This window comes from Halorubrum sp. Atlit-26R (genome assembly GCF_003666015.1).
Classification (GTDB): Archaea; Halobacteriota; Halobacteria; order Halobacteriales; family Haloferacaceae; genus Halorubrum.
This window is the reverse complement of the sequence record NZ_QPLT01000015.1, coordinates 14,417-35,862: the sequence shown is the minus strand read 5'-3', so window position 1 is coordinate 35,862 and position 21,446 is coordinate 14,417. Positions and strand designations below refer to the sequence as shown.

At 61.2% G+C, this 21,446-nt stretch carries 20 protein-coding genes; 11 read left to right on the top strand and 9 right to left on the bottom strand.

Annotated elements, in window-relative coordinates:
• The first annotated feature begins 131 nt into the window (after positions 1–131).
• From DVK07_RS15030 to DVK07_RS15020, 3 genes are all read left to right on the top strand, one after another.
• Positions 132–710, top strand: coding sequence for an LUD domain-containing protein (locus tag DVK07_RS15030; RefSeq protein WP_121597817.1), 579 nt, complete (start codon positions 132–134; stop codon positions 708–710).
• On the top strand, positions 707–2,986 hold the full coding sequence (locus DVK07_RS15025) for an LUD domain-containing protein (RefSeq protein ID WP_121597816.1): 2,280 nt from the start codon (positions 707–709) through the stop codon (positions 2,984–2,986). The genes DVK07_RS15030 and DVK07_RS15025 overlap by 4 nt, the downstream gene beginning before the upstream one ends.
• Positions 2,987–3,076: 90 nt before the next feature.
• Positions 3,077–3,391 carry a PRC-barrel domain-containing protein gene (locus DVK07_RS15020; RefSeq protein ID WP_121597815.1) on the top strand — a complete coding sequence of 105 codons (315 nt, stop codon included), beginning with the start codon at positions 3,077–3,079 and terminating at the stop codon, positions 3,389–3,391.
• A gap of 32 nt (positions 3,392–3,423) precedes the next feature.
• Here the strand turns inward: DVK07_RS15020 and DVK07_RS15015 are convergent, their stop codons facing one another.
• The 3 genes from DVK07_RS15015 to DVK07_RS15005 form a co-directional block, all read right to left on the bottom strand.
• Entirely contained in the window at positions 3,424–3,750 is a 327-nt protein-coding gene (locus tag DVK07_RS15015; RefSeq protein WP_017343026.1) for a hypothetical protein, read from the bottom strand.
• 55 nt (positions 3,751–3,805) lie between these two features.
• Positions 3,806–4,222 (bottom strand): hypothetical protein, encoded by a 417-nt coding sequence (locus DVK07_RS15010; protein WP_121597814.1) that lies wholly within the window; start codon positions 4,220–4,222, stop codon positions 3,806–3,808.
• Between the two features lie 78 nt (positions 4,223–4,300).
• On the bottom strand, positions 4,301–4,996 hold the full coding sequence (locus DVK07_RS15005) for a hypothetical protein (RefSeq protein ID WP_121597874.1): 696 nt from the start codon (positions 4,994–4,996) through the stop codon (positions 4,301–4,303).
• Between the two features lie 238 nt (positions 4,997–5,234).
• On the opposite strand from DVK07_RS15005, the gene DVK07_RS15000 reads away from it, so the two are divergent.
• Positions 5,235–6,458 carry an RNA-guided endonuclease TnpB family protein gene (locus DVK07_RS15000; protein ID WP_121597813.1) on the top strand — a complete coding sequence of 408 codons (1,224 nt, stop codon included), beginning with the start codon at positions 5,235–5,237 and terminating at the stop codon, positions 6,456–6,458.
• A 29-nt stretch (positions 6,459–6,487) separates the two neighbouring features.
• Here the strand turns inward: DVK07_RS15000 and DVK07_RS14995 are convergent, their stop codons facing one another.
• Entirely contained in the window at positions 6,488–7,054 is a 567-nt protein-coding gene (locus tag DVK07_RS14995) for a thioredoxin family protein (RefSeq protein ID WP_121597812.1), read from the bottom strand.
• 180 nt (positions 7,055–7,234) lie between these two features.
• Here DVK07_RS14995 and DVK07_RS14990 point away from each other — a divergent pair, with 180 nt between their 5' ends.
• Both DVK07_RS14990 and DVK07_RS14985 read left to right on the top strand, forming a co-directional pair.
• On the top strand, positions 7,235–7,543 hold the full coding sequence (locus tag DVK07_RS14990) for an AbrB/MazE/SpoVT family DNA-binding domain-containing protein (protein WP_121597811.1): 309 nt from the start codon (positions 7,235–7,237) through the stop codon (positions 7,541–7,543).
• Entirely contained in the window at positions 7,540–7,968 is a 429-nt protein-coding gene (locus DVK07_RS14985) for a PIN domain-containing protein (protein WP_121597810.1), read from the top strand. Before DVK07_RS14990 ends, DVK07_RS14985 begins: the two co-directional genes overlap by 4 nt.
• 153 nt (positions 7,969–8,121) lie before the next feature.
• Here DVK07_RS14985 and DVK07_RS14980 read toward each other — a convergent pair whose 3' ends face one another.
• Entirely contained in the window at positions 8,122–9,066 is a 945-nt protein-coding gene (locus DVK07_RS14980) for a DUF368 domain-containing protein (RefSeq protein WP_121597809.1), read from the bottom strand.
• Positions 9,067–9,153: 87 nt separating this feature from the next.
• Positions 9,154–12,300: an oligosaccharyl transferase, archaeosortase A system-associated gene (locus DVK07_RS14975; protein WP_121597808.1), complete on the bottom strand. Its 3,147-nt coding sequence runs from the start codon at positions 12,298–12,300 to the stop codon at positions 9,154–9,156.
• Positions 12,301–12,397: 97 nt separating this feature from the next.
• Here DVK07_RS14975 and aglG point away from each other — a divergent pair, with 97 nt between their 5' ends.
• Positions 12,398–13,336 carry a glucosyl-dolichyl phosphate glucuronosyltransferase gene (gene aglG / locus DVK07_RS14970; RefSeq protein WP_121597807.1) on the top strand — a complete coding sequence of 313 codons (939 nt, stop codon included), beginning with the start codon at positions 12,398–12,400 and terminating at the stop codon, positions 13,334–13,336.
• A gap of 21 nt (positions 13,337–13,357) precedes the next feature.
• Here the strand turns inward: aglG and DVK07_RS14965 are convergent, their stop codons facing one another.
• Positions 13,358–14,338, bottom strand: coding sequence for a hypothetical protein (locus tag DVK07_RS14965; RefSeq protein ID WP_121597806.1), 981 nt, complete (start codon positions 14,336–14,338; stop codon positions 13,358–13,360).
• Between the two features lie 114 nt (positions 14,339–14,452).
• Between DVK07_RS14965 and DVK07_RS14960 the strand changes: the two genes are divergently transcribed.
• The 4 genes from DVK07_RS14960 (at position 14,453) to DVK07_RS14945 (ending at position 19,048) form a co-directional block, all read left to right on the top strand.
• Positions 14,453–15,616: a glycosyltransferase gene (locus tag DVK07_RS14960; RefSeq protein WP_121597805.1), complete on the top strand. Its 1,164-nt coding sequence runs from the start codon at positions 14,453–14,455 to the stop codon at positions 15,614–15,616.
• Positions 15,617–15,682: 66 nt separating this feature from the next.
• Entirely contained in the window at positions 15,683–16,588 is a 906-nt protein-coding gene (locus DVK07_RS14955; RefSeq protein WP_121597804.1) for a glycosyltransferase family 2 protein, read from the top strand.
• Positions 16,589–16,590: 2 nt separating this feature from the next.
• Positions 16,591–17,472: a glycosyltransferase family 2 protein gene (locus tag DVK07_RS14950; protein WP_121597803.1), complete on the top strand. Its 882-nt coding sequence runs from the start codon at positions 16,591–16,593 to the stop codon at positions 17,470–17,472.
• Positions 17,473–17,575: 103 nt separating this feature from the next.
• A complete protein-coding gene (locus DVK07_RS14945) occupies positions 17,576–19,048 on the top strand; it encodes a sulfatase (RefSeq protein WP_121597802.1) in 1,473 nt (490 codons plus the stop codon).
• A gap of 37 nt (positions 19,049–19,085) precedes the next feature.
• Here the strand turns inward: DVK07_RS14945 and DVK07_RS14940 are convergent, their stop codons facing one another.
• Both DVK07_RS14940 and DVK07_RS22270 read right to left on the bottom strand, forming a co-directional pair.
• Positions 19,086–20,258 (bottom strand): sulfatase-like hydrolase/transferase, encoded by a 1,173-nt coding sequence (locus DVK07_RS14940; protein WP_121597801.1) that lies wholly within the window; start codon positions 20,256–20,258, stop codon positions 19,086–19,088.
• Between the two features lie 49 nt (positions 20,259–20,307).
• Entirely contained in the window at positions 20,308–21,090 is a 783-nt protein-coding gene (locus DVK07_RS22270; RefSeq protein WP_147441180.1) for a hypothetical protein, read from the bottom strand.
• Positions 21,091–21,446: the final 356 nt, after the last annotated feature.

Below are 21,446 nucleotides of genomic sequence, written 5' to 3'. Positions count from 1 at the left end.
AACTTCCTGCCGTCTGCGCGTCAGGAGAATTCGATCGCCCGCGCGGCGGTCTCGCCCGCCGCGTGCTGGCCGCGCTATCGCCGCCCGGGAGCCGTCGCAAAACCCATATACCGGCCGGCGAAGGCACGATCATGTCACTCGCAGACGCGTCGACGTTCACGCGGCGGCTCGACGACCTCGGCGTCGCGGTCGCTGCGGGCCCGCCTGAGGAGTGCGCGACCATGGTCGAGGCGGCCGCGGGCGAGCCCGCGGTCGGCGTCCCGCTCGGCCGCTCGGGGCCCGACGGGCTCGCCGACTCGCCGGCGAGGCTGCCGGACCGAGTCGAGACGGAGCCGACGACCACCGACCTGCGCGCGGCTCACACCGGCGTCACCGCCGCGTCGCTCGGCGTCGCCGAGTACGGGAGCGTCGCGCTGGAGGCGGACCCGGCCGGCACGGAGCCGGTGAGCCTCTTCGTCGACCGTCACGTCGTCGTCCTCCGGGAGGCCGACATCGTCCCCGACATGCCCGACGCCTTCGACTGGCTCGGGCCGCGGGCGCGCGACGAGTCGGTCGACGTGGTGTTCGCGACCGGTCCGAGCGCCACCGCGGACATGGGCGGCCTCGTCCACGGCGCGCACGGACCGAAGGAGGTCCACGTGGTCCTGCTTCGCGACGACGGCGCGACGGACGGCTCGGACGCCGCCGACGCGGCGGAGGGCGTCCAATGAGCAGCGACGCCGAGGCCGGCGCGAGCGACGCCGCTGGTGCGGGCGACCCCGACCGCGAGACGAAGGCCGAGCGGATCCGCGAGCTGCTGGCGACCGAGGGCGACGCGGTCGCCGAGAACACCCGCGGCTTCAACGAGGGGCGCTACGAGTCGACCGGTCGCCTCGACGACTACGAGGCGCTGAAAGAGGAGGCGCGCGCCGTCAAGGAAGACGCGATCGAGCGGCTCCCCGACCTCATCGACGAGGTGAGGGAGACGGTGGAGGCGAACGGGGGCACGGTGTACCTCGCCGACGACGCGGCCGACGCGAACCGGTACGTCCGCGAGGTCGCGGCCGACCGTGGCGCCGAGCGCGCGGTGAAATCGAAGTCGATGACCTCCGAGGAGATCGAAGTGAACGCGGCGCTCGAAGCCGACGACGTCGACGTCGTCGAGACCGACCTCGGCGAGTGGGTGCTCCAGCTGGCCGACGAGGAGCCCTCGCACATCGTCGCGCCGGCGATCCACAAGTCGCGCGAGGCGATCGCGGAGCTGTTCGCCGAGCGGTTCGACCCCGACGACCCGCCCGAGACCGCCGAGGAGCTCACGATGTTCGCCCGCGAGCGGCTCGGCGACCTTATCGAGGGCGCCGACCTCGGAATGACCGGCGCGAACTTCGTCGCGGCAGACTCGGGCACCATGCTCCTCGTCACCAGCGAGGGGAACGCCCGGAAGACGGTGACGGCGACCGACACGCACGTCGCGGTCGCGGGCGTCGAGAAGCTCGTCCCGACCGTCGAGGAGTTCTCGCCGTTCGTCGAGCTGATCGGACGCTCGGGGACGGGTCAGGACGTGACCTCTTACATCTCGACGCTGACGCCGCCCGTGGACTCGCCGGTGCCCGACTTCGGAAGCGATCAGGAACCGCTAGCGGACGGCTCCGACGCCGACCGCGACTTCCACCTCGTCCTCATCGACAACGGCCGGCTGGCGATGCGCGACGACGAGACGCTGAGGGAGACGCTGTACTGCATCCGCTGTTCGGCCTGCTCGAACGCCTGCGGCAACTTCCAGAGCGTCGGGGGGCACGCGTTCGGCGGCGAGACGTACTCCGGCGGGATCGCGACGGGGTGGGAGGCCGGCATCGAGGGGCTCGACGTCGCGGCCGAGTTCAACGACCTCTGTACCGGCTGCTCGCGCTGCGTCCCGGCGTGTCCGGTCGGCATCGACATCCCGTGGATCAACACCGCGGTCCGCGACCGGATCAACCGCGGGGAGACCGACCCGAGCCAGCTCGACTGGGCGTTCGAGGAGCTGGTGCCCGACGAGGAGCCCGGCGGCCTCGACCTCGGCACGCGGCTCGTGGGCAACTACGCGACGCTCGCGAAGTGGGGCCATAAGACGGCGCCGATCGCGAACCGCCTCGCGGACGCCGGCCCGGTGCGCGCGCTCGCCGAGCGGGTCGCCGGGATCGACCGCCGCCGCGAGCTCCCCGAGTTCGCGCGCGAGTCGCTCGTCGAGTGGTTCGACGCCCGCGGCGGCCCCGCGGTCCCGGCCGACGAGGCGACCCGCGAGGCCGTCGTCTACCCGGACACCGCGACGAACTACGTCGACGTCGCGCGCGGGAAGGCGACCGTCAGGGCGCTGGAGGCGCTCGGGGTCCGCGTCCGCGTGCCGGACCTGCCCGGGAGCGGCCGCCCGCCGCTCTCGCAGGGGATGGTCGCGACCGCCGAGGCCGCGGCCGAGGACCTCTACGCCGGGCTGGCCCCGCACCTCGACGCCGGGCGCGACGTGGTCGTGATCGAGCCGAGCGACCTCGCGACGTTCCGCCGGGAGTACGAGCGGTTCCTGCCGAGCGAGTCGTCCGAGCGGCTCGCGGACGCGAGCTACGACGCCATGGAGTACGTCTTCGGCCTGCTGGAGAACGGCGCCGACCCGGCGGGGCTGCGCGCGCCGAGCGAGGGGACCGGGCCGGTCGCGTCCGGGAAACGGATCGCGTACCACCCGCACTGCCAGGCCCGAACGGTCGAGGTGGGCGAGTACGCGACCGCGACGTTCGAGCGGCTCGGCTACGACGTGCGCGTCTCCGACACGGAGTGTTGCGGGATGGCCGGCTCGTTCGGCTACAAGACGGACTACTACGAGCTGAGCGTGGACGTCGGCGAGCCGCTGCGGGAGCAGTTCGGCGACACCGACCGCACGGTCGTCGCCCCCGGCACGTCCTGTACCGAGCAGCTCGACGCCCTGCTCGACGCCGCCCCGAGGCATCCGATCGAAGTGATCGCGCCGCGAGGGTGACCCGGTCTCGGGTACCGGGAACCCGTCGGCGTCGGACGCGCGTCGTTCGACAACGAACGCTTATTAGGCGCGCTCGTGTCCGTATCGTGTATGAACGCAGCCCCCGAAGAGATCACGGCGCTCGTCGGTCGCGAGGTGTACTCGAGCAACGGCGTTTTCGTCGGTGAGATCGAAGACATCCAGCTCGATTTGGACGCGCGCTCCGTGACCGGCCTCGCGCTCGCCGAGCTCAACCACGAGCTGTTCGCCGGACAGGTGGACGGCTCGACCGGCGTGGTCGTCCCGTACCGCTGGGTCCGCGCGGTCGGCGACGTCGTCCTGATCAACGACGTCATCGAGCGGTACGACACCGGCGAGTCCGACGAGGAAGGGAGCGAAGTCGAGGCCCGCCCGGACGCCCGTTAAGCGAGGCCGAGTAGCAGCCGTCGGTCGCGACCTCAGAACGGAAGCGCGTCGCGGAGGCTGGCGATCACGCCGCGCTCCTCGCGGCGCGCCTCGTCGAACACCGGGTATAAGGCGTCGAGAAACGCCGTCTCGTTTTCGAACTCCCGCTTGGGCACGCGGTCGAGCGCGTCCGCGAGCGCGATGGAGCGTCCCTGCGCGTCGTAGGGCACCTCCTGGTCGCCGAGCGCGTCACGTAGCTCGGCGGCCGTCGCGGGAAACGACACGTCCGCCTCGTCGAGCCGGGCGTCGAGCGCGGCGATGCCGAACTCGATCGCCTCCGGCTCCTTCGTATCGCCGCCGCCGGGTGGCCGTGCTGCCATTACGGCGTGGTACTCTCTCCGACGGCTTGAAACCCCTGCTCTCGGCGCGTCCCGCTCATTCCGGCACGGACTCGATCGGCGGTTCGGCGTCGACGACGGCGAGCTCGACCCCGTCTCCGGACCGGTCGAAGGCGGCGACCGAGTCGTCGTCGTACGGCGGGACCGCGACGATCACCACGCCCGCGAGGTCGTCGGTCCGCGACACCCCGAGGAATCCGTCCGGATGCGAGACGAAACGCGCACCGCCCTCGCCCGCCGGCGTGCCGAGGTCGACGCCGAACACGGAGCTGACGGACTCCCCCACTGACGGGAGCGTGAAGTGGGTCACCACCGGCGTCTCCGGGTCGAGGCCGAGATCGGTCTCGAACTCGCCGGCGGGCGTCGCCGAGAGGCGGAGGTTCGCCTCGTCGGGGTCCTCGCTCGCCGCGCGCTCGCGCAGCACCGTCAACAGGTCGCGGGTGACGTAGATCACTGGTCGGGAGCCGCTACGGGACGCATTGGCAAAAGGTCACGCACGGGTCGCCCGGAACCGCAGCGCACCTGACCGCGCTCAGAACGGGAGCGTCGACTTGAGCGTCTTCGCGTACAGTCCCGGCGCCTTGCGCCGCGAGTCGGAGAGCGCGTCCTCGAGGGCGACCGCTGCGCGCTCGTGGACCCCGACCCCGTGGCCGACGAGGACGCGCTCGGGGTCGAGCCCGGAGAGCGCGGCCGTCGGCGGCGTGAGCCGGAGCATCGGGTGAACGCCGAGGCGCTCGCGGTCGCCGCGGAAGTACGAGGCGTTGCCGAGCGACTCGGGGACGATCAGCGTCTCCCCGTCGAAGAGTCCGACCTCCTGCCACGGCGGCAGCGAGGAGTCGCGGATCCGGATCGCCTCGAAGCCGGTGTCCGCGAGCCGCGAGCCGAACCGCTCGATCTCGACGTCCGGGTCCAGCTCCTCGGCGACGCCCGTCATCCACTCGGGGACGTACACCGGGGCGTCGTGGCGCGCGGCGACCTCGCCGCTGTCGCGCACGTGGCGGTCGAGCCCGACCACGACGCCTGCGACGTCGCCGAGCTCGTCGAGCAACTCGTCGACGCCGGGCGCGTCGACCGGGTCGACCACCCACACGTCGTCTCCGTCCGTCTCCTCGTTCGCGACCGCGAACGCGTGGCTCGCGCGTTCCATCGTCTCGTCGGGGTACGCGATCCAGCCGACCCCGCCGTCGTAGCGATCGATCTCGTGGAGGTCCGGCTCGTCGCCTTTCATTCCCATACCGCCTGTTCGGCCCGGACCCTTGTTAAGCCGTCTGCGTCGGAACGCCGATTCGGTGTTGGCGTGTGATCTTAGTGAGGGTGACTCAGGCCTCCGGCCACCTAACACAGCGAGGGAGTCCCCCCGTTCACGGCGGGCGGGAATCGCGCCATGAGTAACACCCAACCGCAAAACACTATGCTAACCAACTCCCCAATTTATATAAATACATAGCATCACATGTGATGTGTAGATGGAGCTTCAACGTACCGCTGTCGTGAAACTCTCTGTTCCCAACGACCGCCGGGACGACCTGAAGGAAACAATGGATACCTTCAGGAACGCCACCCAGCGGTTCGCTGATCGAGGATGGGAGGGCAACAACGACGGGTACGTGATTACCTCTCGCTCCCAGCTTCAACCATACCTCTACGACGACATCCGAGATGAAACCGGATTGCACTCTGACCTCTGTGTTGCTGCGGTCAACCATGCCGCCGATGCACTCCGTGGCGTCGTTGACCGCATGAAAGAGGGTGAGAAAGTTTCCAAGCCGGTGTTCACGTCGAACACGACCGTTTACAATACCAGTGCAATCAGCTATTTTGATGGGTATTGTACGCTTGCCGCCTACGGCAGTGGTCGTGTAAAAGCCGAATACGTCTATCCAGACGATTCCATTCAGGCTGAGTACATGGAATCAGACGAATGGGACAAACAGGGGGCGAAGCTCCGATACGACCAGCAGACAGATGCCTACTACCTCCACGTTTCAGTCAACCAGGAACGTGACGACACGCAGGAAGAAGCTGAGGGCCGAACAGTCCTTGGCGTGGATCGCAACGTGGACGGGTATCTCGCTGTGACCAGCTCTGGTGCGTTCATCGGTAACGCAGACCTATTGAACCACAAACGCCGCGAATACGAACGCCGACGCGGCAACCTACAACAGACCGGAACGCGATCAGCCCATCTCACAATCCAGTCGATTGGTGACCGCTTCGCCAATTGGAGCGAGAACTATCTACACTATGTGTCGAAAGAGGTAGTTACTGAGGCTGTCGCCAACGGGTGTGAGACGATTGTACTGGAAGACTTAGAGAATATCCGAGAGCGGATGTCGGATCTCTCAAAATTCCAGCAGTGGGCGTTTCGAGAGCTATCGCGGAAGATAACCTACAAGGCGAAAGCTGAAGGAATCACTGTTGAAGTGGTGAATCCAGCCTACACAAGCCAGCAGTGTAGTCATTCCGAGTGTGGGTTCACACATGAGGGTAACCGCGACGGCGATGAATTTGTGTGTCAGAAGTGCGGCAAAGAGCTACACAGCGACTACAACGCGGCGCGAAACATAGCAGCGCGGTATCTCCGGAATCGGCGTAAGTCTGGTTCCGGAGGGGCAACCAATCACCTTGCCCTGAAGTCAGGAACAGTGAATGGGAGCGGCGATTTCACGCCCACCGTATCACGCGGGTAGACCGGGAGTTCACTGACAAACCCCGGCGTTTACGCGCCGGGTGTAGGTGATTTGATCGAGCAGCCGCGCGAGGGGCGGTCAGGAATCTCGACTGCCTCGCCCGCGAGCACAGCGTCGATCGCGTCGCGAATATAGAATTCTGTCGGCTCGTCATCTGGGTTGAGCGCGTCGTCGAGCCGGCCGTGATACCGGAGCCGCCACGTCCCGTCCTCGCGGCCGAAGAGGAACGGGTCTGGCGTACAGACGGCGTCGTAGGCGGCCGCGACCTCGCCCGTCTCGTCGCGGAGGTACGCGTCGTACGCGACGGTACCGTCCGCGACGGCTTCGCGCATCGCCTCGAAGGAGTCCTCCGGGTACTCGTCGGCGTCGTTGGGGTTGATCCCGACGACCGCGAGATCGTCGTAGTCGGCCGCGAGCTCGTTCAGCAGGTCGATCTTCGCCTTCGCGTACGGGCAGTGGTTACAGGTGAAGACGACGAGCAGCGCGTCCGTCTCGAAGTCGTCGAGCGCGTACGTCTCGCCGTCCGCGCCGGGCAACTCGAAGTCGGGGGCGGCGTCGTCGCGGTCGAGTTCCGAGTCGGATTCCATCTGGACCATATACAACCGTACGGGCGGGAACCGGAAAAGTCGTTGCGGGTTACTTAACGTACCGAGTCAGAGGTTCACGACGAGCCGCACACTCGAGACCGGCGAATCAATGACTGACCTGATCTGTTAACTACCTAATTCAACGCTAGTCTTTTATATGACTGAACAAAAATAATAATAGAAGATAGTATGAGCAAGGCAGAGTCTGAAAAAGTAGTGTCCGTATCGTCGCGCGGGCAAGCCACAATTCCGAAGGAGTTCCGTGAGGAGTTGGGTATCGACACGCCCGGCCGTGTGAAGTTCATTCGGACTGAAGAGGGCGACATCGTTGTTCGCCCCATCCACTCGGTTACAGACCTGCGTGGGGTTTTGGAAGGGAAGACCGACGATCAGGGGCGCTCAGCAACGGAGCGCCTCCAAGAGGAACGGACAGCGGACAAAGCCAGTGAAGAAGAGTTGCGGCAGCGCTACGCCGGTGACGACGAGACTGCCCCATGACGGACGGGGCTGAGATTCCCGAAACGATCGTCTTCGACGCCGAACCACTCATCGCCTATTTTTGTAACGAACCAGGGAGCGATACCGTCGAAACGTACGTCGACGCCATCGAAGGCGCAGCAGACGGCTACATCTCGGCGGCCAATCTTGCCGAGGTCCACTATATTGTGCGGGCGATCGACGGCGAGGAGCGCGCTGATGCCGTCGTCGACGTCCTCGAGGAAAGTGGCATCCGTCGCATCGACACCGAACAGACATGGGCGCCAGCAGCCGACTTCAAATTCCGCTACTCACCAGCACTCGGTGATGCTTTTGCGCTCGGGACAGCAGCGCACGTCGACGGGGTGCTGTTGGTCGGTGCCGACGACGACTACGACGACGTCGCCGATGTCCCGATCATTCGGTTCCGGACCGAACCAGCTTGACTTCCTCTCACGACTCTCGTGGGCTCTCTCCTCCGTTCTCTACAGAGTCGGCCAAACCGGGTCCACCGACAAGCCCACCCATTTGGGGTGGGTTGGTGACGACAGACTGGCTGTGACTCGCTTTCCCTCCTTAACCACGACCGGACCCACCGCTCAGTACTCGATCGCCGCGGAGTAACGATTCAGAACGGCCACGAGCCCGGCGCCGACGAGCGCCGCCAGCGCGAACCGCGGCGCGGCCGCCCGCCACGACTCGCCGCTCTCGGCTAACCGCGCGGACACCTCCACCAGCGGCGCGCGCAGCGCCCCGACGACGAGGCTCACGAGGAACGCGAGCGTGGCGGCCCGCGCCCGCGACAGCGCGTAGCGGACGGTATGCGCGATCGTGAAGAGCCCGCAGACGCCGCCGAGCAGGAACGCCGCCACCGGCGGCAGCGTCTCGACGAGCGCGTCCGCGCCGTTCCCGAGCGCGAGCGCGCCCGCCCCGTCGACGAACCGCGCGACGACGCCGGACATGTACTCGTACTGGCCGAGGACGATAAGCAGCAGCGAGCCCGAGATGCCCGGGAGCACCATCGCGCTGACGGCGACGCCCCCCGCGAGGAAGACGACCGGGAGGGGGCTGCCGAGCGCGGTCGCGGCGACGCCCGACGCGAGGAACGCGAGCGCGAAGCCGGCGGCCGCGGCGGCCTTCCGGCGCGGCGTCGAGAGGTCGACGTCGCCGAGCAGCACCGCGGCGCTCGCCGCGATCAGCCCGAAGAAGAAGCCGTACGTCGCCACCGGTTGCGTGGCGAGCAGGCGGTTCACCGCGCTCAACACGGCCACGACCGCGGTGCCGATACCGGCGCCCAACACGAGGAGGAAGGCGCCGTCGACCTCGCGGAACGCGGCCCGAGCGTCGGCGCGGCGTCCGGGCCGCACACCGGCGAGCACGCGACGCGCGCGGTCGGGGTCGACGGCGGTGACCGCCGCGATCAGGCGCTCGTAGATCCCGACGATCAGCGCGATGGTGCCGCCGGAGACGCCCGGCACGGCGTCGGCGCTCCCCATCGCCACGCCCTTCAGGTAGATCGTCGCCCACTCGCGGAGGTCGGCCATCTGCTCGCACGAAGCGCAGCCGCAGTAAAGAAGGGTGGGATCGCGCGATCGCATCGACTGCGGTGAGCGCGACCTCGGCGCCCGCGGTCAGTTCGGTGCGGTTGCCGTCGTGGCGGCCGTCGCCGTCGTCGCGGCCGGCTCGGCGCCGGTCAGCGACCCCGCGTCGGTGGAGTTCGTCGAGTTCCCGTCGTCGCTTCCACTCTCGTCATCGACGGGGCACTCGGGGTCGCCGCTCGGGCAGTCGATGATCTCCTCTTCGAGTTCGACCGTCGACGCCGAGTCGTCTTCTCCGACGACCTGCCCTTCGGTCACCTCGACCTGCCCGACGCGCTGGGTGGTGTACAGGTCGTCGCCGGTCGTCCGCTCGGTGGTGACGTTGTACGGCCCGGTCGCTCGGACGCTCGTGTTCGTGTAGCCGTTCTCGGGGCCGAACTCGTCGTAGCCCGTCGTCGAGTACGGGAGCGTGAGCTCGAAGCTCCCGTCGTCGTCGGCGGTCGCGTACTGCGTGTACTCGAACGTCTGGCCGTTCGGCTTCTCCAACTCGACGGTCGCCTCCACCTCCTGGCCGGGCTCGGCGCCCGAGCCCTCGACCGTCGCCCCCGGAACCCGCTCGAACGTCTTGACGAAGTCGTCGCTGAACGCGCCGAACAGCGACTCGCCGAACGTCGCCTGGAGGTCGACGCCGAACCGCTGGGCGAGGATCTGCGCCTGCTGGGCGTACGGCGACCGCCCCGGGGCCTCCGTGGCGTGAACGAGCCGGTAGTGTTCGAGGGCGTCGAGCCGCTCCGAGGGGACGCCCATCACGCCGCCGACCTGCGCCGAGCCGTCCTCTTCGACGTACGACTCCGCGGCGGAGAGGTTATCGAACCGCTGGATCGGCTGCCCCTCGCTCGGGAGGACCTTGATGTCGACCTGCTCGCCCGAGGCGGTCTGTGCGGTCTGCGGCTGCCAGTCGAGGACGACCGGCTGCGGCTCGACCGCGCTCCCGTAGTGCTGGTAGAGCCGGATCATCTGGCTCTCGTGGTAGCGCTGCGTCCGCGTCTGGAGCGCGGGCTGGAGGCCGCCCTGCTGCCCGTTCTGTCCCTCCACCTGCCGGTAAAGCAGCTCGTTGAAGTCGTTGACCGTTTCGTTCCCGCTGTAGAACGTGACCGGCGCGTTGAACTTGGAGTTCGGCGACGCCATCTGCCAGTCGACCATCACGTAGCGGGTGTCGTTGCCCTCGGTGCTCTGGCTCGCGAGCACTTCGGCGGCTTCCTTCTCGCTCGGCGCGAGCAGGTAGTCGGCCGCTTCGCCCGCGTTCTGCTGGAACGGGTTGGCGTTCGGGATGCGCTCGGCGCGCGTGGTGATCCAGTGGCCGTAGTCCCACCACGACTGGACGCCGTACGCGCCCTCCGGGTACTCGAAGTCGCCGTCGGCCGGTCGCTCGTAGGTGCCGTACAGCTCCATGGGGTTGTCCGCGCCCTCGAGTTCGCCCGGCTGGGGCGTCTCGTCGTTCATCCACTGGAGGCTCTCGTCCCACTGGACGACGCTCCCCGGCTGGCTGGAGTTGCCCGCCTGCCAGACCGGGGTGGCGACGCCGACGAGCGGGACGATGAGGATCGCGAGCACGGCGGCGACGGTGAGCACCTGCCAGCCCTCGATCTCGCGGACGGCGTCGAGCGAGGCGAGGTCGAGGGCGTCGAGCGCGACCTGGAGGAAGTACGCCGTGCCGACCGCGACGACGACGGCAAGGTAGTAGTTGAAGCGGACCTGCGTGAACGCCGCGCTGCCGATGAACGCCGCCCACACGACGAAGTACAGCTCTTCGGCGTCGTACTCGACGAGCAGCGTCGCGCCGACGAGGAAGGCGGCGGCGATGAGCAGGCCGATCACCTGCCAGTCGACGCCGACGAGGCCACCGATGGCGCCGTACGCCTGCGGGACGGCGTAGACGGAGCCGACGACCGCGAGCGCGGCCGGGATGTAGAGGGTGTGATTGGTGTCGTCGGAGCGGTACAGCGGGCGCGCGAGGATGTAGAGGACCGCCGCGAGCGCGAGGAAGAAGGCGAGCCCGTACTGCGAGAGGACGAAGTCCGAGAAGGCGGCGTCTTGGAGCGGGGGTTGCCCCTCACCAATAGTGCGGAACGACGCACTCGCGCTGAAGCCGACGAAGTTCAGGAGGTTCCTTGTGATGAGCGACCACAGGGAGGGGAGCGCGATCCAGACGAAGGCCGCGGACGCGAGAATGAGACCACTGACCGCGGGTGGGTAGTTCGTCGCCTCGATGTCGCGCGACTCCCACTGGCGCGCGAGCCACGCGAGGAAGATGGCGCCGACCGCGACGCCGAGTGGGAGGACGACCTGTGTGAGCGAATAGCTGGTGACACCGAACTCGAGGTTGTCGAGCGCGATAACTTGCATGAGACCCGCGACGGTCATCGAGACCGCGCCCGCGAAGGCGATCGGCTCGGGACTCTTGCCGTGGTGGACATCGCTTGTGATCTTCACCGCAAGGAAGACCCCGGTGATGCCGACCAAGAGGACGCCCGGCTGCCACGTCCACATGTACAGGCCGAGCGCGACGCCCGCAGCGACCGCGTAAGCGGCGGGACGTTTGAGCGCGTCCCAGTCGCGGTCGACGACGAGTTCCCAGACCGGCTTCTCGCGGTTGGCCACGCTAAACGCGACGAGGAAGGCGAGGACAGCCGTGCTCTGGAAGAGGACCTCGGCCGCGCTGTGGTCCGGAAAACCGACGAGCGAGTACCGGAGGAAGGTACCGGAGAACAAGGCCAGTATCACTGTGCCGGCGAGCGCGGGAACGCGGTCGGTGAACCGACGCGCGATAAAGTAGGTCGGAATCGCGACGAGTGCCCCGACGATGGGGGACATGACGAGCATGACCTCTTCGGGACTCCCCATGATCGGCTGAGCGATCCAGATGCCGACCACCATGATGTGGTCCCACAGTGTGCCGAACTGCCCGGCCGACCGGCCAACGGGGAAACCGGTCCAAGGGTCGAACGGCATGGTGTTCGGCCAGTTCTGGAGGAGGAAGCTCGTTTCCCGGAGGTGATACCACGCGTCGTTCCCGCGGAAGTACACTTCGCCGTTGCGGACGAAGTTCCCATACGACCGAAGGCGGGTCCACAACATGAACACGACGGCTCCGAGGAGGACCGGAACGTGGTACCACCGTTGGAGGACCTCGGGGAGCGATCTCTCGTCCTCCCCGACGGCGTCGGTTTGTTCGCTCATTACACGGTGTAACTCGCAAAACGTCCATAAGGCTTGTTATAACTGGCTGGCAGGAGGTTCAGAATCCTTATTGATCCGGGCGTGATATTTTGCGATAATGAAGGTCTCCGTCGTCGTCTGTACGTACACGATGGACCGCTACGACGTCTTTACGGAGGCTGTCGAAAGCGTCCTCGCACAGACCTACGATCCGATAGAAGTCGTGCTCGTGATCGACGGCAACCCAGAGGTGTACGAGCGGGCGGTCACGGACTTCGGCGACCGCGAGAACGTCGTGATCTCCGACAACGACGAGAACCAGGGAATCTCGTACAGTCGGACGCGTGGCGCGGAGCTGGCGTCTGGGGAGATCGTCGCGTTCATCGACGACGACGGGGTAGCGGAGCCGGACTGGCTTGCGAACCTCGTCGAGGTGTACGAGGAGACGGACGCGATCGCGGCCGGCGGCGACGTGCGTCCGAACTGGAAGGGGGAGCGGCCCGACTTCTTCCCCGAGGAGTTCTACTGGCTCGTTGGGTGCGTCGAGCCGAACTTCGCCGAGGACGGCGAGGAGGTCCGGAACACGTACGGATCGAACATCTCGTACCGACGAGATGCGTTTCTTGAGGTCGGCGGGTATGACCCGAACACGGGCCGGAAGGGCGACAAGCACCTACAGGCTCACGAGGCGCCGGTCGGAATTCGGCTGCTGGAGGAGTTCGGCCGGGGAATGGTGTACACCGAAGACGCCGTCGTCCATCACACGCTGTTCGAGTACCGCGGGCAGTTCCGGTGGCTAGTGTTCCGGTCGTTCTGGCAGGGGTACTCCAAACGCGTGATGGATCTGTTGTACCCGGACGCACCAGACGCCAAGGGCGATTATCTTAAATGGTTGCTGACGGACCGCGTACCGCGCCGGGTGGAGGGGCTCGTTCGGTCGCCGTCGACCGCGGCGGTGACGCAGCTCGGTGCGATCGGAGCGTTCACCGCGGCCGTCGGGTTGGGGTATCTGTACGCGATGGTAACGTCGGATCTGGTGGAGAAGGCAAACTCGTGAATAAGTAACGGTAAGCAGCGATCAACGATATCCGAGGTCTCGCAGGTGTTCTTCGATATCCGTCTCGACGGAGGTGTCCGATTCCGTATCCGGTTCGCGTGTCTTCTCGTCGGTCGCTTTCGTTACCACCCACGGTACTTTTTTCACAGCAGGATGAGGGAACCCCTCTGGATGGCCATACGCTTTCCCTTCCCCGAATGCTTCGCCGTGGTCCGACGTTATCACTACCTTCTCCGCGTCGATGTTCTGTAAGAGTTCTTCGACATCGTCGAGAACCCACCGGAGGGTCTCCTTGTACGCGTTGAGAACCTCGTCACGCGAATCTCGGCCCTCCTCGAGTAGTTCGTAGCCGCGGTCTTCTAGTTCGGTGGGTTCACGACTTTCGGATACTGCTGCTCCAACATAGGGGAGATGTGGTTGGGTGTAATGTGCGATGATCCGCTCAGCACTTCCCCGACGACCCTCCTCAATCGTTTGATCGGTCATCGGTTCCGGGTGAATGGTTCGGTACTTCTCATCATGGTTGGTCTTCCAGACTTGTACGTGCGAATTAAAATCGTGACCTGGAACAACAGACCACGATGATAAATCAATAGGGAGAGTGTTGTTCGCCGGGGGGCGCAGCCCCGCCTCCAATACTGATTCACTATATCCGTTGGCGGAAATATAGGAAGTATCCTTGATTTCGTCACGGTACTCCTCGGTAAACGTGTTCGACATCCACTCTGCCGACTGACTCCCGATAGACCATACACTCCCGACATCCCTAATGAATTCGTACTCGTTCGCGACTTCGCGAAGTGTGTCGACCCGACAGGCGTCAAGGACGATAAGCAAATCCCAATCCTTCTCATAAACGTTTTTGCCGATCGGATAGCGAGAGGTGATCGCATACCATACGATTAAATAAAGTGTGAATACGAAGTAGAGTGGCGCACGTTTCGGATGCTCTCGAACATGATCGCGCAGTTCGGAAACCCACTCCTCAAGATTCGATTCCATCGGGTGAGGTTAGAAATCTCTCCTTCAAGAAGTCAGCGGTGTACTGTGGCGGCGTTGAACTGGTCGGTGCCTATTCGTGAAGTCTTTAGCGGAGTGCCAACCATTTCTTGATAAATGAGCGGGGACTCTATTGGTGAGGACATCGCAGTCGCTCACTGGGGCGAACACGTCAACGGCGGTGGTGATCGCGTCGCGTGGGAACTCTCACGTGTGTTTGATACGACTCCGCTCTACGTCGGATGGCGGGACGAAACTATCGAACCCGATGATATCGAAACGACTCAGATAATCAACGGACGAATCCACGGGTGGGCACTTCGTCGGGGTGGCATGGCCCGAATGCTCTCTCACATGCTGGGCTGGCAGGTCGCGGAACCGCTCCGTGGGCACGACGTACTTGTTACAAGTGGGAACGAACCGCTGTTCTACGTCCCCCCCACCGAACAGACGTGGGTCGCGTACATCCATCACACGAACCGACGCCAGTCGGACCAGATTGACGAACTCGGTGACGGTAGTCTCACGCCAGTAAAACTACTGTTGTACTACGCTATCCGCGTTGCGTTCGACCACAATACCCACAAGCCAAACCTATTCCTCGCGAACTCCGAACAAGTGAAACGACGGATGATCCGCTACTGGGGGATCCCGGCGGAGAAGATTGAGGTGGTGTATCCACCGGTCGACACACACGAGTACTCCCCCGACGACGCCGAGACGAACGACTACTACCTCACCCTCTCCCGGCTAGATTGGCACAAAAGTGTCGACGATATCGTCCGAGCTTTCGATAACCTTGACGCGACACTCGTCGTCGCCGGTGACGGCCCAGAGCGCGAGAAGCTTGAACGCATGGCGGGAGAGAACGTCGAGTTTGCGGGCTACGTTAGTGAGTCCACAAAAAAAGAACTGCTGGCGGAGGCGAGAGCTTTTGTCTTCAACGGCCAAGACGAAGACTTCGGTATTTCTCCCGTAGAGGCACTCGCCGCTGGAACGCCATTGATCGGCGTAGAAGAAGGGATGACGCAGTACCAGATCGTCGACGGCAAGAACGGATATTCCTTCGCGAGAGACCCGAGCGGCACATCGATCCGAGAAGCGGTGGCACGGTTCGAGAGCGAGGGTGTGAAATGGGAAAGCGGAGAGATTGAGGAGTTCGCGGATCGCTTTTCGGTGGACGCCTTCCACGATCGGGTACGTAGCGCTGTTTGGGATGCTGTCCAGAAATCGAACACAGAACCAGACTGGTACAGTGAAATCTCCGGATCTGGGAAGTGAGGATCGTTATCGAAGGGAAAATCGAGGCCAGCAGACCTTTGACGTAGTGTTACTACCACGAATCCAATGAGACCGTCGCCCCTTGTGAGCGTGATAATACCGACATACTATCGAAGAGATGTCGTTGATGCCGTCGAGAGTGCGGTTTCACAGACGTACGAAAACGTTGAGGTAATCGTCGTCGACGACTCCGGGGAGGGCTACGCATCCCAGTGGCTCGATTCTCGAGAAGATGTATTGTACGTTCAATTAGAAGGGAATCAAGGGGCAAACTCAGCGAGGCAGACCGGATTCGAGCTATCGTCCGGAGATTTCATTCACTTTCTCGACGATGATGACCGACTGAAGCCGGAAAAGATAGAAAAGTCAGTCGAAACCATGCGCGGTCGAGATGAGCTGGCTGTCGTTTACTCGGGTGTAGAGTTCGACGGAGAGTCACAGCATCCGCATCATGCGTGTAGAGGAGAGGTGTTACGCAACGCACTCGAATTCGAGATGTGGCCCTGTATGACTTCGACGATGTTGATACGAAGAAGCGCAATCGAACAGTCGGAGATGTTCGTTGAGCTACCTGGCGGGGACGATTTACAGATGATGATCGAACTAGCCAGGTTCGGTGAGTTTGACTTCGCTGACGAGGTGCTCGTGGAAAAGAGTCGTTCTCCCGATGCGAGGGGTGCGTCGAAAGGTGCCTTTGAGGGGCGATTCGAGATAATAGAGAAATACTCGAAGCTCTATCAAAAACACCCGAAGGAAGTACAGCAGAAGGCGCTTTCGGAGACAGAATTCACCAAAGCGAAATACTACTTGGAGAACAGGGTTTGGTCTCTGACTGCCGTAACCTCTATGTTCAAACATTGTCGAGTCAACCCGGATCCAGGTATACTGTGCCCGTTTAAAATACTCGCAAGCGTTTTCGGGAGACCTGGCTGGAAGCTCAGCAACCGGGCACGTGATCAGGTTTTAACTTAAAGATGACATCGAATGACACTACTGTCGGCCTTGCTATCGTCACGATGGATCGGTTTGTCGATACCGTAGAGACACTCCTACAGATCGATTTAACCAAATTTGAACAAGTCCTCGTCGTGGACGATTCATCGGGGGAAAAATTGGAAACTTGGTGTGAAACCAAAGATGGGATCCGCTATCAGAGAGGCCCCCAAGAGAACATGCAGGCGGCACGGAATCAGGCGATCAACTCACTCTCGACTGAGGTGGTAACGTTCATTGATGATGATGTTTATTGCCCAGAAGACTTCGGAGATCGGGTGCGAAGTCGATTCGAGGAGGGCGACGATCTAGTGGCTGCTGGGGGGCCTTGCCCCCCGGTCGCGGAGCAGACGGACTATGGCGTGTGTGATTTTTCTACTCTATCCATTACGAGGGTGGGAACGATTTACGGGGATGCTTCGACACTTATCCCCGAAGAAGCAATATACGTGGACACTCTTAAGGGGGCGAACATGAGTTTCTTGAGAGAGACCCTTCGAGAGATCGGGGGGTTCGACACCGGGTACGGTGGTCACTCACAGAGAGAAGAGACCGACGTGTTTGCTCGTATTAGCGAGTTCGGGAGGATTTGTTACGATCCGAACCTGCTTTGCTATCACAAGGAGAAGGGAGACGAATTCACACCAGAACTATTCACTTGGCGGTTCCGTAACCACGGCCGGTTCGTGAGGAAGAATTTCGGCCTTTCGGCTTCAGTGCTCGCCTTATTCATGCTTTTTTTTCGGTTGTGTGGTAGCCCAGAGAGCGTATACCAACTCGTATTCGAAAAGTACGTTCAGAAGCGGCCGGTCCCAATCTCTAAATGTATTTTGAGTTTCTTTATCGGGGTCCTCAAATATTGAGTATAATAGTGTCGATATACGTTTCTGGTTGGTTCGTTCGCTGAGCGAAAGTTGTCAGAAGTACTGGGCAAACGATTTGTAGTCCCGACAGTTCTAAGCAGGTATGTCTGGCGAGATGTCTGCTCCCATCCCCTCGAATAAACCGAACATAGTGTGGATAACTTTGGATAGTGTTCGGGCCGACCACACGTCGATCAATGGCTATGATCGCACGACAACCCCGGAGCTCTCACGCATTTTGTCGGAAGGGGGAATTAACTTCGAACACGCGATAGCACACAGTTCACGGACACCGATATCGGTCCCGTCTATGTTGACGGGTATGTACCCATCACGTCATCGGATGCTCGGGATGGAGTCCTCGGCACGCATTCCGGAAGAGATTGAGACAGCACCGGAGTTGCTTTCCGAAATCGGGTACCGGACGATCGGGGTTTCCGAGAACAACTACGCAGGAGCAGCGAAGGGGTTGGACGAGCGGTTCGACGACTTTACGAAATCGTCTCCCTACACGCTAGATGATTTTGTTTCTCGTGAATTGGGGCTCAGCGCCGCGAAGTATCCCCTATACCTCCGAGAGCACGGGCCGGGGTTCACTCTCGATGTTAGTGCACACGGCAAACAGAATTCGTTTTTCACCACGGATATAACCAAACGGAAGCTCAAACGTGCGTCGAAGGGAAGCGAACCGGTGTTTTGCTACGTCCACTTTGATGACCCACACCTCCCGTACGTCCCTCCCAAGGCGTACGAGGAGACGTTCCTCGAAAATAGTACGGTCGACGGGGACGAAGCAGTTTCACTCGCAAACGAGGTTCATGAGAACCTCAATCAGCTGATCGCCGACGGCCTTCCGCTCTCTGAGAGTGACCTACGAACGTTGGTTTCCATGTATGACTCTTGTATCAGATATACCGACAGTTGCGTAGGTAGCCTCGTAGATTACATCAGATCGACGTTCGAGGATACGATAATCGTGATTACTGCGGATCACGGTGATCTTCTCGGAGAGCGTAATCTACTGGGACACTATCCGGTCGGTACTGTACTCCACGACGCGTTGATACACGTCCCGCTCGTCGTCTACGGCCTGGAAGGCATATCGCGACACAGCTTGAGACCGACACAGCACATGGACGTAATACAGACGATACTGGAACGGGTCGGAGCAGATACGAGTCAGTTCCAAGGGGTCGATCTCCGCAGTGAAACCCGGGACGTGGCCATCAGTCAAGAGCACTTGGAGTCGGTTGACGACGAATCACAGGAGAATTACGAGAGCCTGCTGGAGTGTAACCCGAATTTTGATCGTTCCGATTTGCCACAGTCGGAGATAACGACTGCTAGAACGACTGAGTTCAAGCTCGTACAAACGGACCGACAGACGGATCTCTACCGGCTTCCCGACGAGGAAAACGCGGTCAATTCCGAATATCCGGGTGTGTATCGACAGCTGTCACAATTCCTCTCGGAGTGGCACGAGACGGAAGGAAATCCATCAGAAATTTCTCCCGACGAAGCTTCACTTGACGAGAAAACAAAAGAGCACCTTAAGGATATGGGTTACGCAGACTAATCCACGGTGCCGCTCTGTTAACAGCGCATTTTGGCGTTTACTTATTCGCCTCCTCCATGTAACCCAGTTCTCGAAGTCTGGCTTCGGCTTCGCTAGATAACTCACGATCCTCTCCTTCTATCTGGTCCTCTAAGGCGTTCTTGACGACTTTCTCAGCGAATTCTTCGCTGAACTGCGGGTTTCCATATTTGAGAGGCTGAGATAGTAACCCTTCCATCCCGTGCTTGATCACAGACAGCGGTCGCCGTCGATGGTAGTATCTCGCTCCACTAATTGCCATCTTCACCACAATCCACTTCAGACGCGAAACCAGTCCTTCATTTACGAAGACGTAACCACCGTTTGGTCCCCAAACTCCTTCAGAATCCATATCTGCACTCTCAGTCAGATATACTGCCCGGTTACTTGTTTCCGATATCTCATGGGTTAGCACATCATTCGGGACTTGATCTTTTTTTCCTAATGCGTTCGCAACGATCGGGAAGATATCTGTATGTCCGATAAGATCTTGGTGAATACTCGCTCCCTCGTTGTAAATCAACGTGGGAACGTACGATATCTCAGGTGTGATTGAGTGTCGGTGCCCCACAAGTCCATTCTCCCCAAGTGTTTCACCGTGATCCGCGGTCAGGATTACGAGCGTATCCTCCAGAATCTCTTTCTCCTCTAATTCGGCGACTCTCGATTTAAATCGCTCGGCAGAAAGACGCGCCGAACGCTCATAATCGTCAATAAGCTTGCCGCGATCTGTTCGGACTTCTTTCCAATACGATTCAGTTCCTTCCGGTATCGTGGTTTGTTGGTCTTTTGCGTATGGAACGTGGGTCAGTAGATCACGTTCCATAATTAAGAACGGCTCATCTAACTCGAACGGTTCTGAAGGGACATCGTGTTCTGCACCAAGTACTTCTCCAATTTGGCCGATACCACGGTAGAAACCAGTATTGACTGTTGGAAATGCGGTAAATATGGTTTCCATCTCAGAATCCAGTTCATGATGAAAACCGTAGACGCCGTGTTCATGGGGATAGCGCCCCGTAACGAGTGTCGCGAACCCCGGTGGACTGAATGTGCCGCTTGAGATGGTCTTCGTAAATCCGTGATTGTCTCGAAGCGACGGACTAAGATAGTCCATCCGCAATGCGTCAGCAACGTAAATGTAGACGTTGTCAAAGTTATTTTCAATCCCGTTTATTTCTAAAGTGGTCATTGGTTGTTACTCTCATCTCTTGGAGATGGTTATTAAACCCGGCGTTAAATCACTCCAGATAGCCGAGCCCTTGGAGCCGCTCACTAACCGTTTCGTCTGTCGCGTTAGACTCAGCGCTCACACTATCATTTTTGATCTCTCGCCTCGGCCCCTCATCTACTCCCCACGGTACTGTCACGAGTTCACCGAGGCGAAGATTACGCGGATGTCCAAACACCCGAATCGGAACTGGCCACGACCTCCCTCCGTACATGTTCCCGTGATCAGAAGTAACTACGACCCGCTCGTCAAGCTGATTGAGCAGAGAGTTAACATCTTCCATCACGACTTTTAAGTTTTCGGCGTAGGCTTCGAGAGTCTCGTCTTTCTCGACCAACCCCTCACGAAGTGCGTCCCATGTACTAGCGATATCCTCATGTTGGTGGTTCTTCGCATCAAGTCCGAGATCGTCGTACGTCATATTAGTATAGTTCAAATCTGGATACCCGATGAACGGGTAGTGAGGCTGGAGATAATGAACTATCAGACGCTTATTTGGATATTCCTCTCTGGCTTTCAGCGCTGCTTCCGTAATTGCTTCGGGAGGCACGACTGATGTTTCTGGATCGAGATTATCACGCCACACCTCCACCATCTCGTGAAACGCGTCAGGTTGATGTCGTGACACCATTGGATTCGAGCTGATGTAGACGATGTCTCCATGCTCGTTGAATGTGTGTTGTAGCCACTCTGGGGTCGCACTCGCGTTACTTCGTACTCGTTCGTAGTGGTCGAACGAGTTATCGAAGTTGAGTTCCTCAAAAAGATCTGCTCGACACCCATCAATAATCACTAACGTATCCCATTGTTTATCTAAGAAATTTGTTGATTCCGATCGTGGCGATAATGACTGTTGAACAGGTTCGTTGATATACCGGCGAATACGCCCTCGCCACCAACCCCAGTTACCTCCGTTCTCCCGTAGCTCGCCTACTATGTGCCGAACAGAATCCGTGGTTCCCATTTAGACAACACCAGTTGATTCTCGAAGGTTTACTTTACTCATTGTAATATCCGATTTTGATTGTTCCTCTGCCGTACAAGTATATAAAATGGCGTGGATCCTGCTTCTCTGTACCTGTACGGATGATTCTCAAACCACGGACCAGTACACAAACGCCGAAATACGGCTACACAGAATGAGGGATT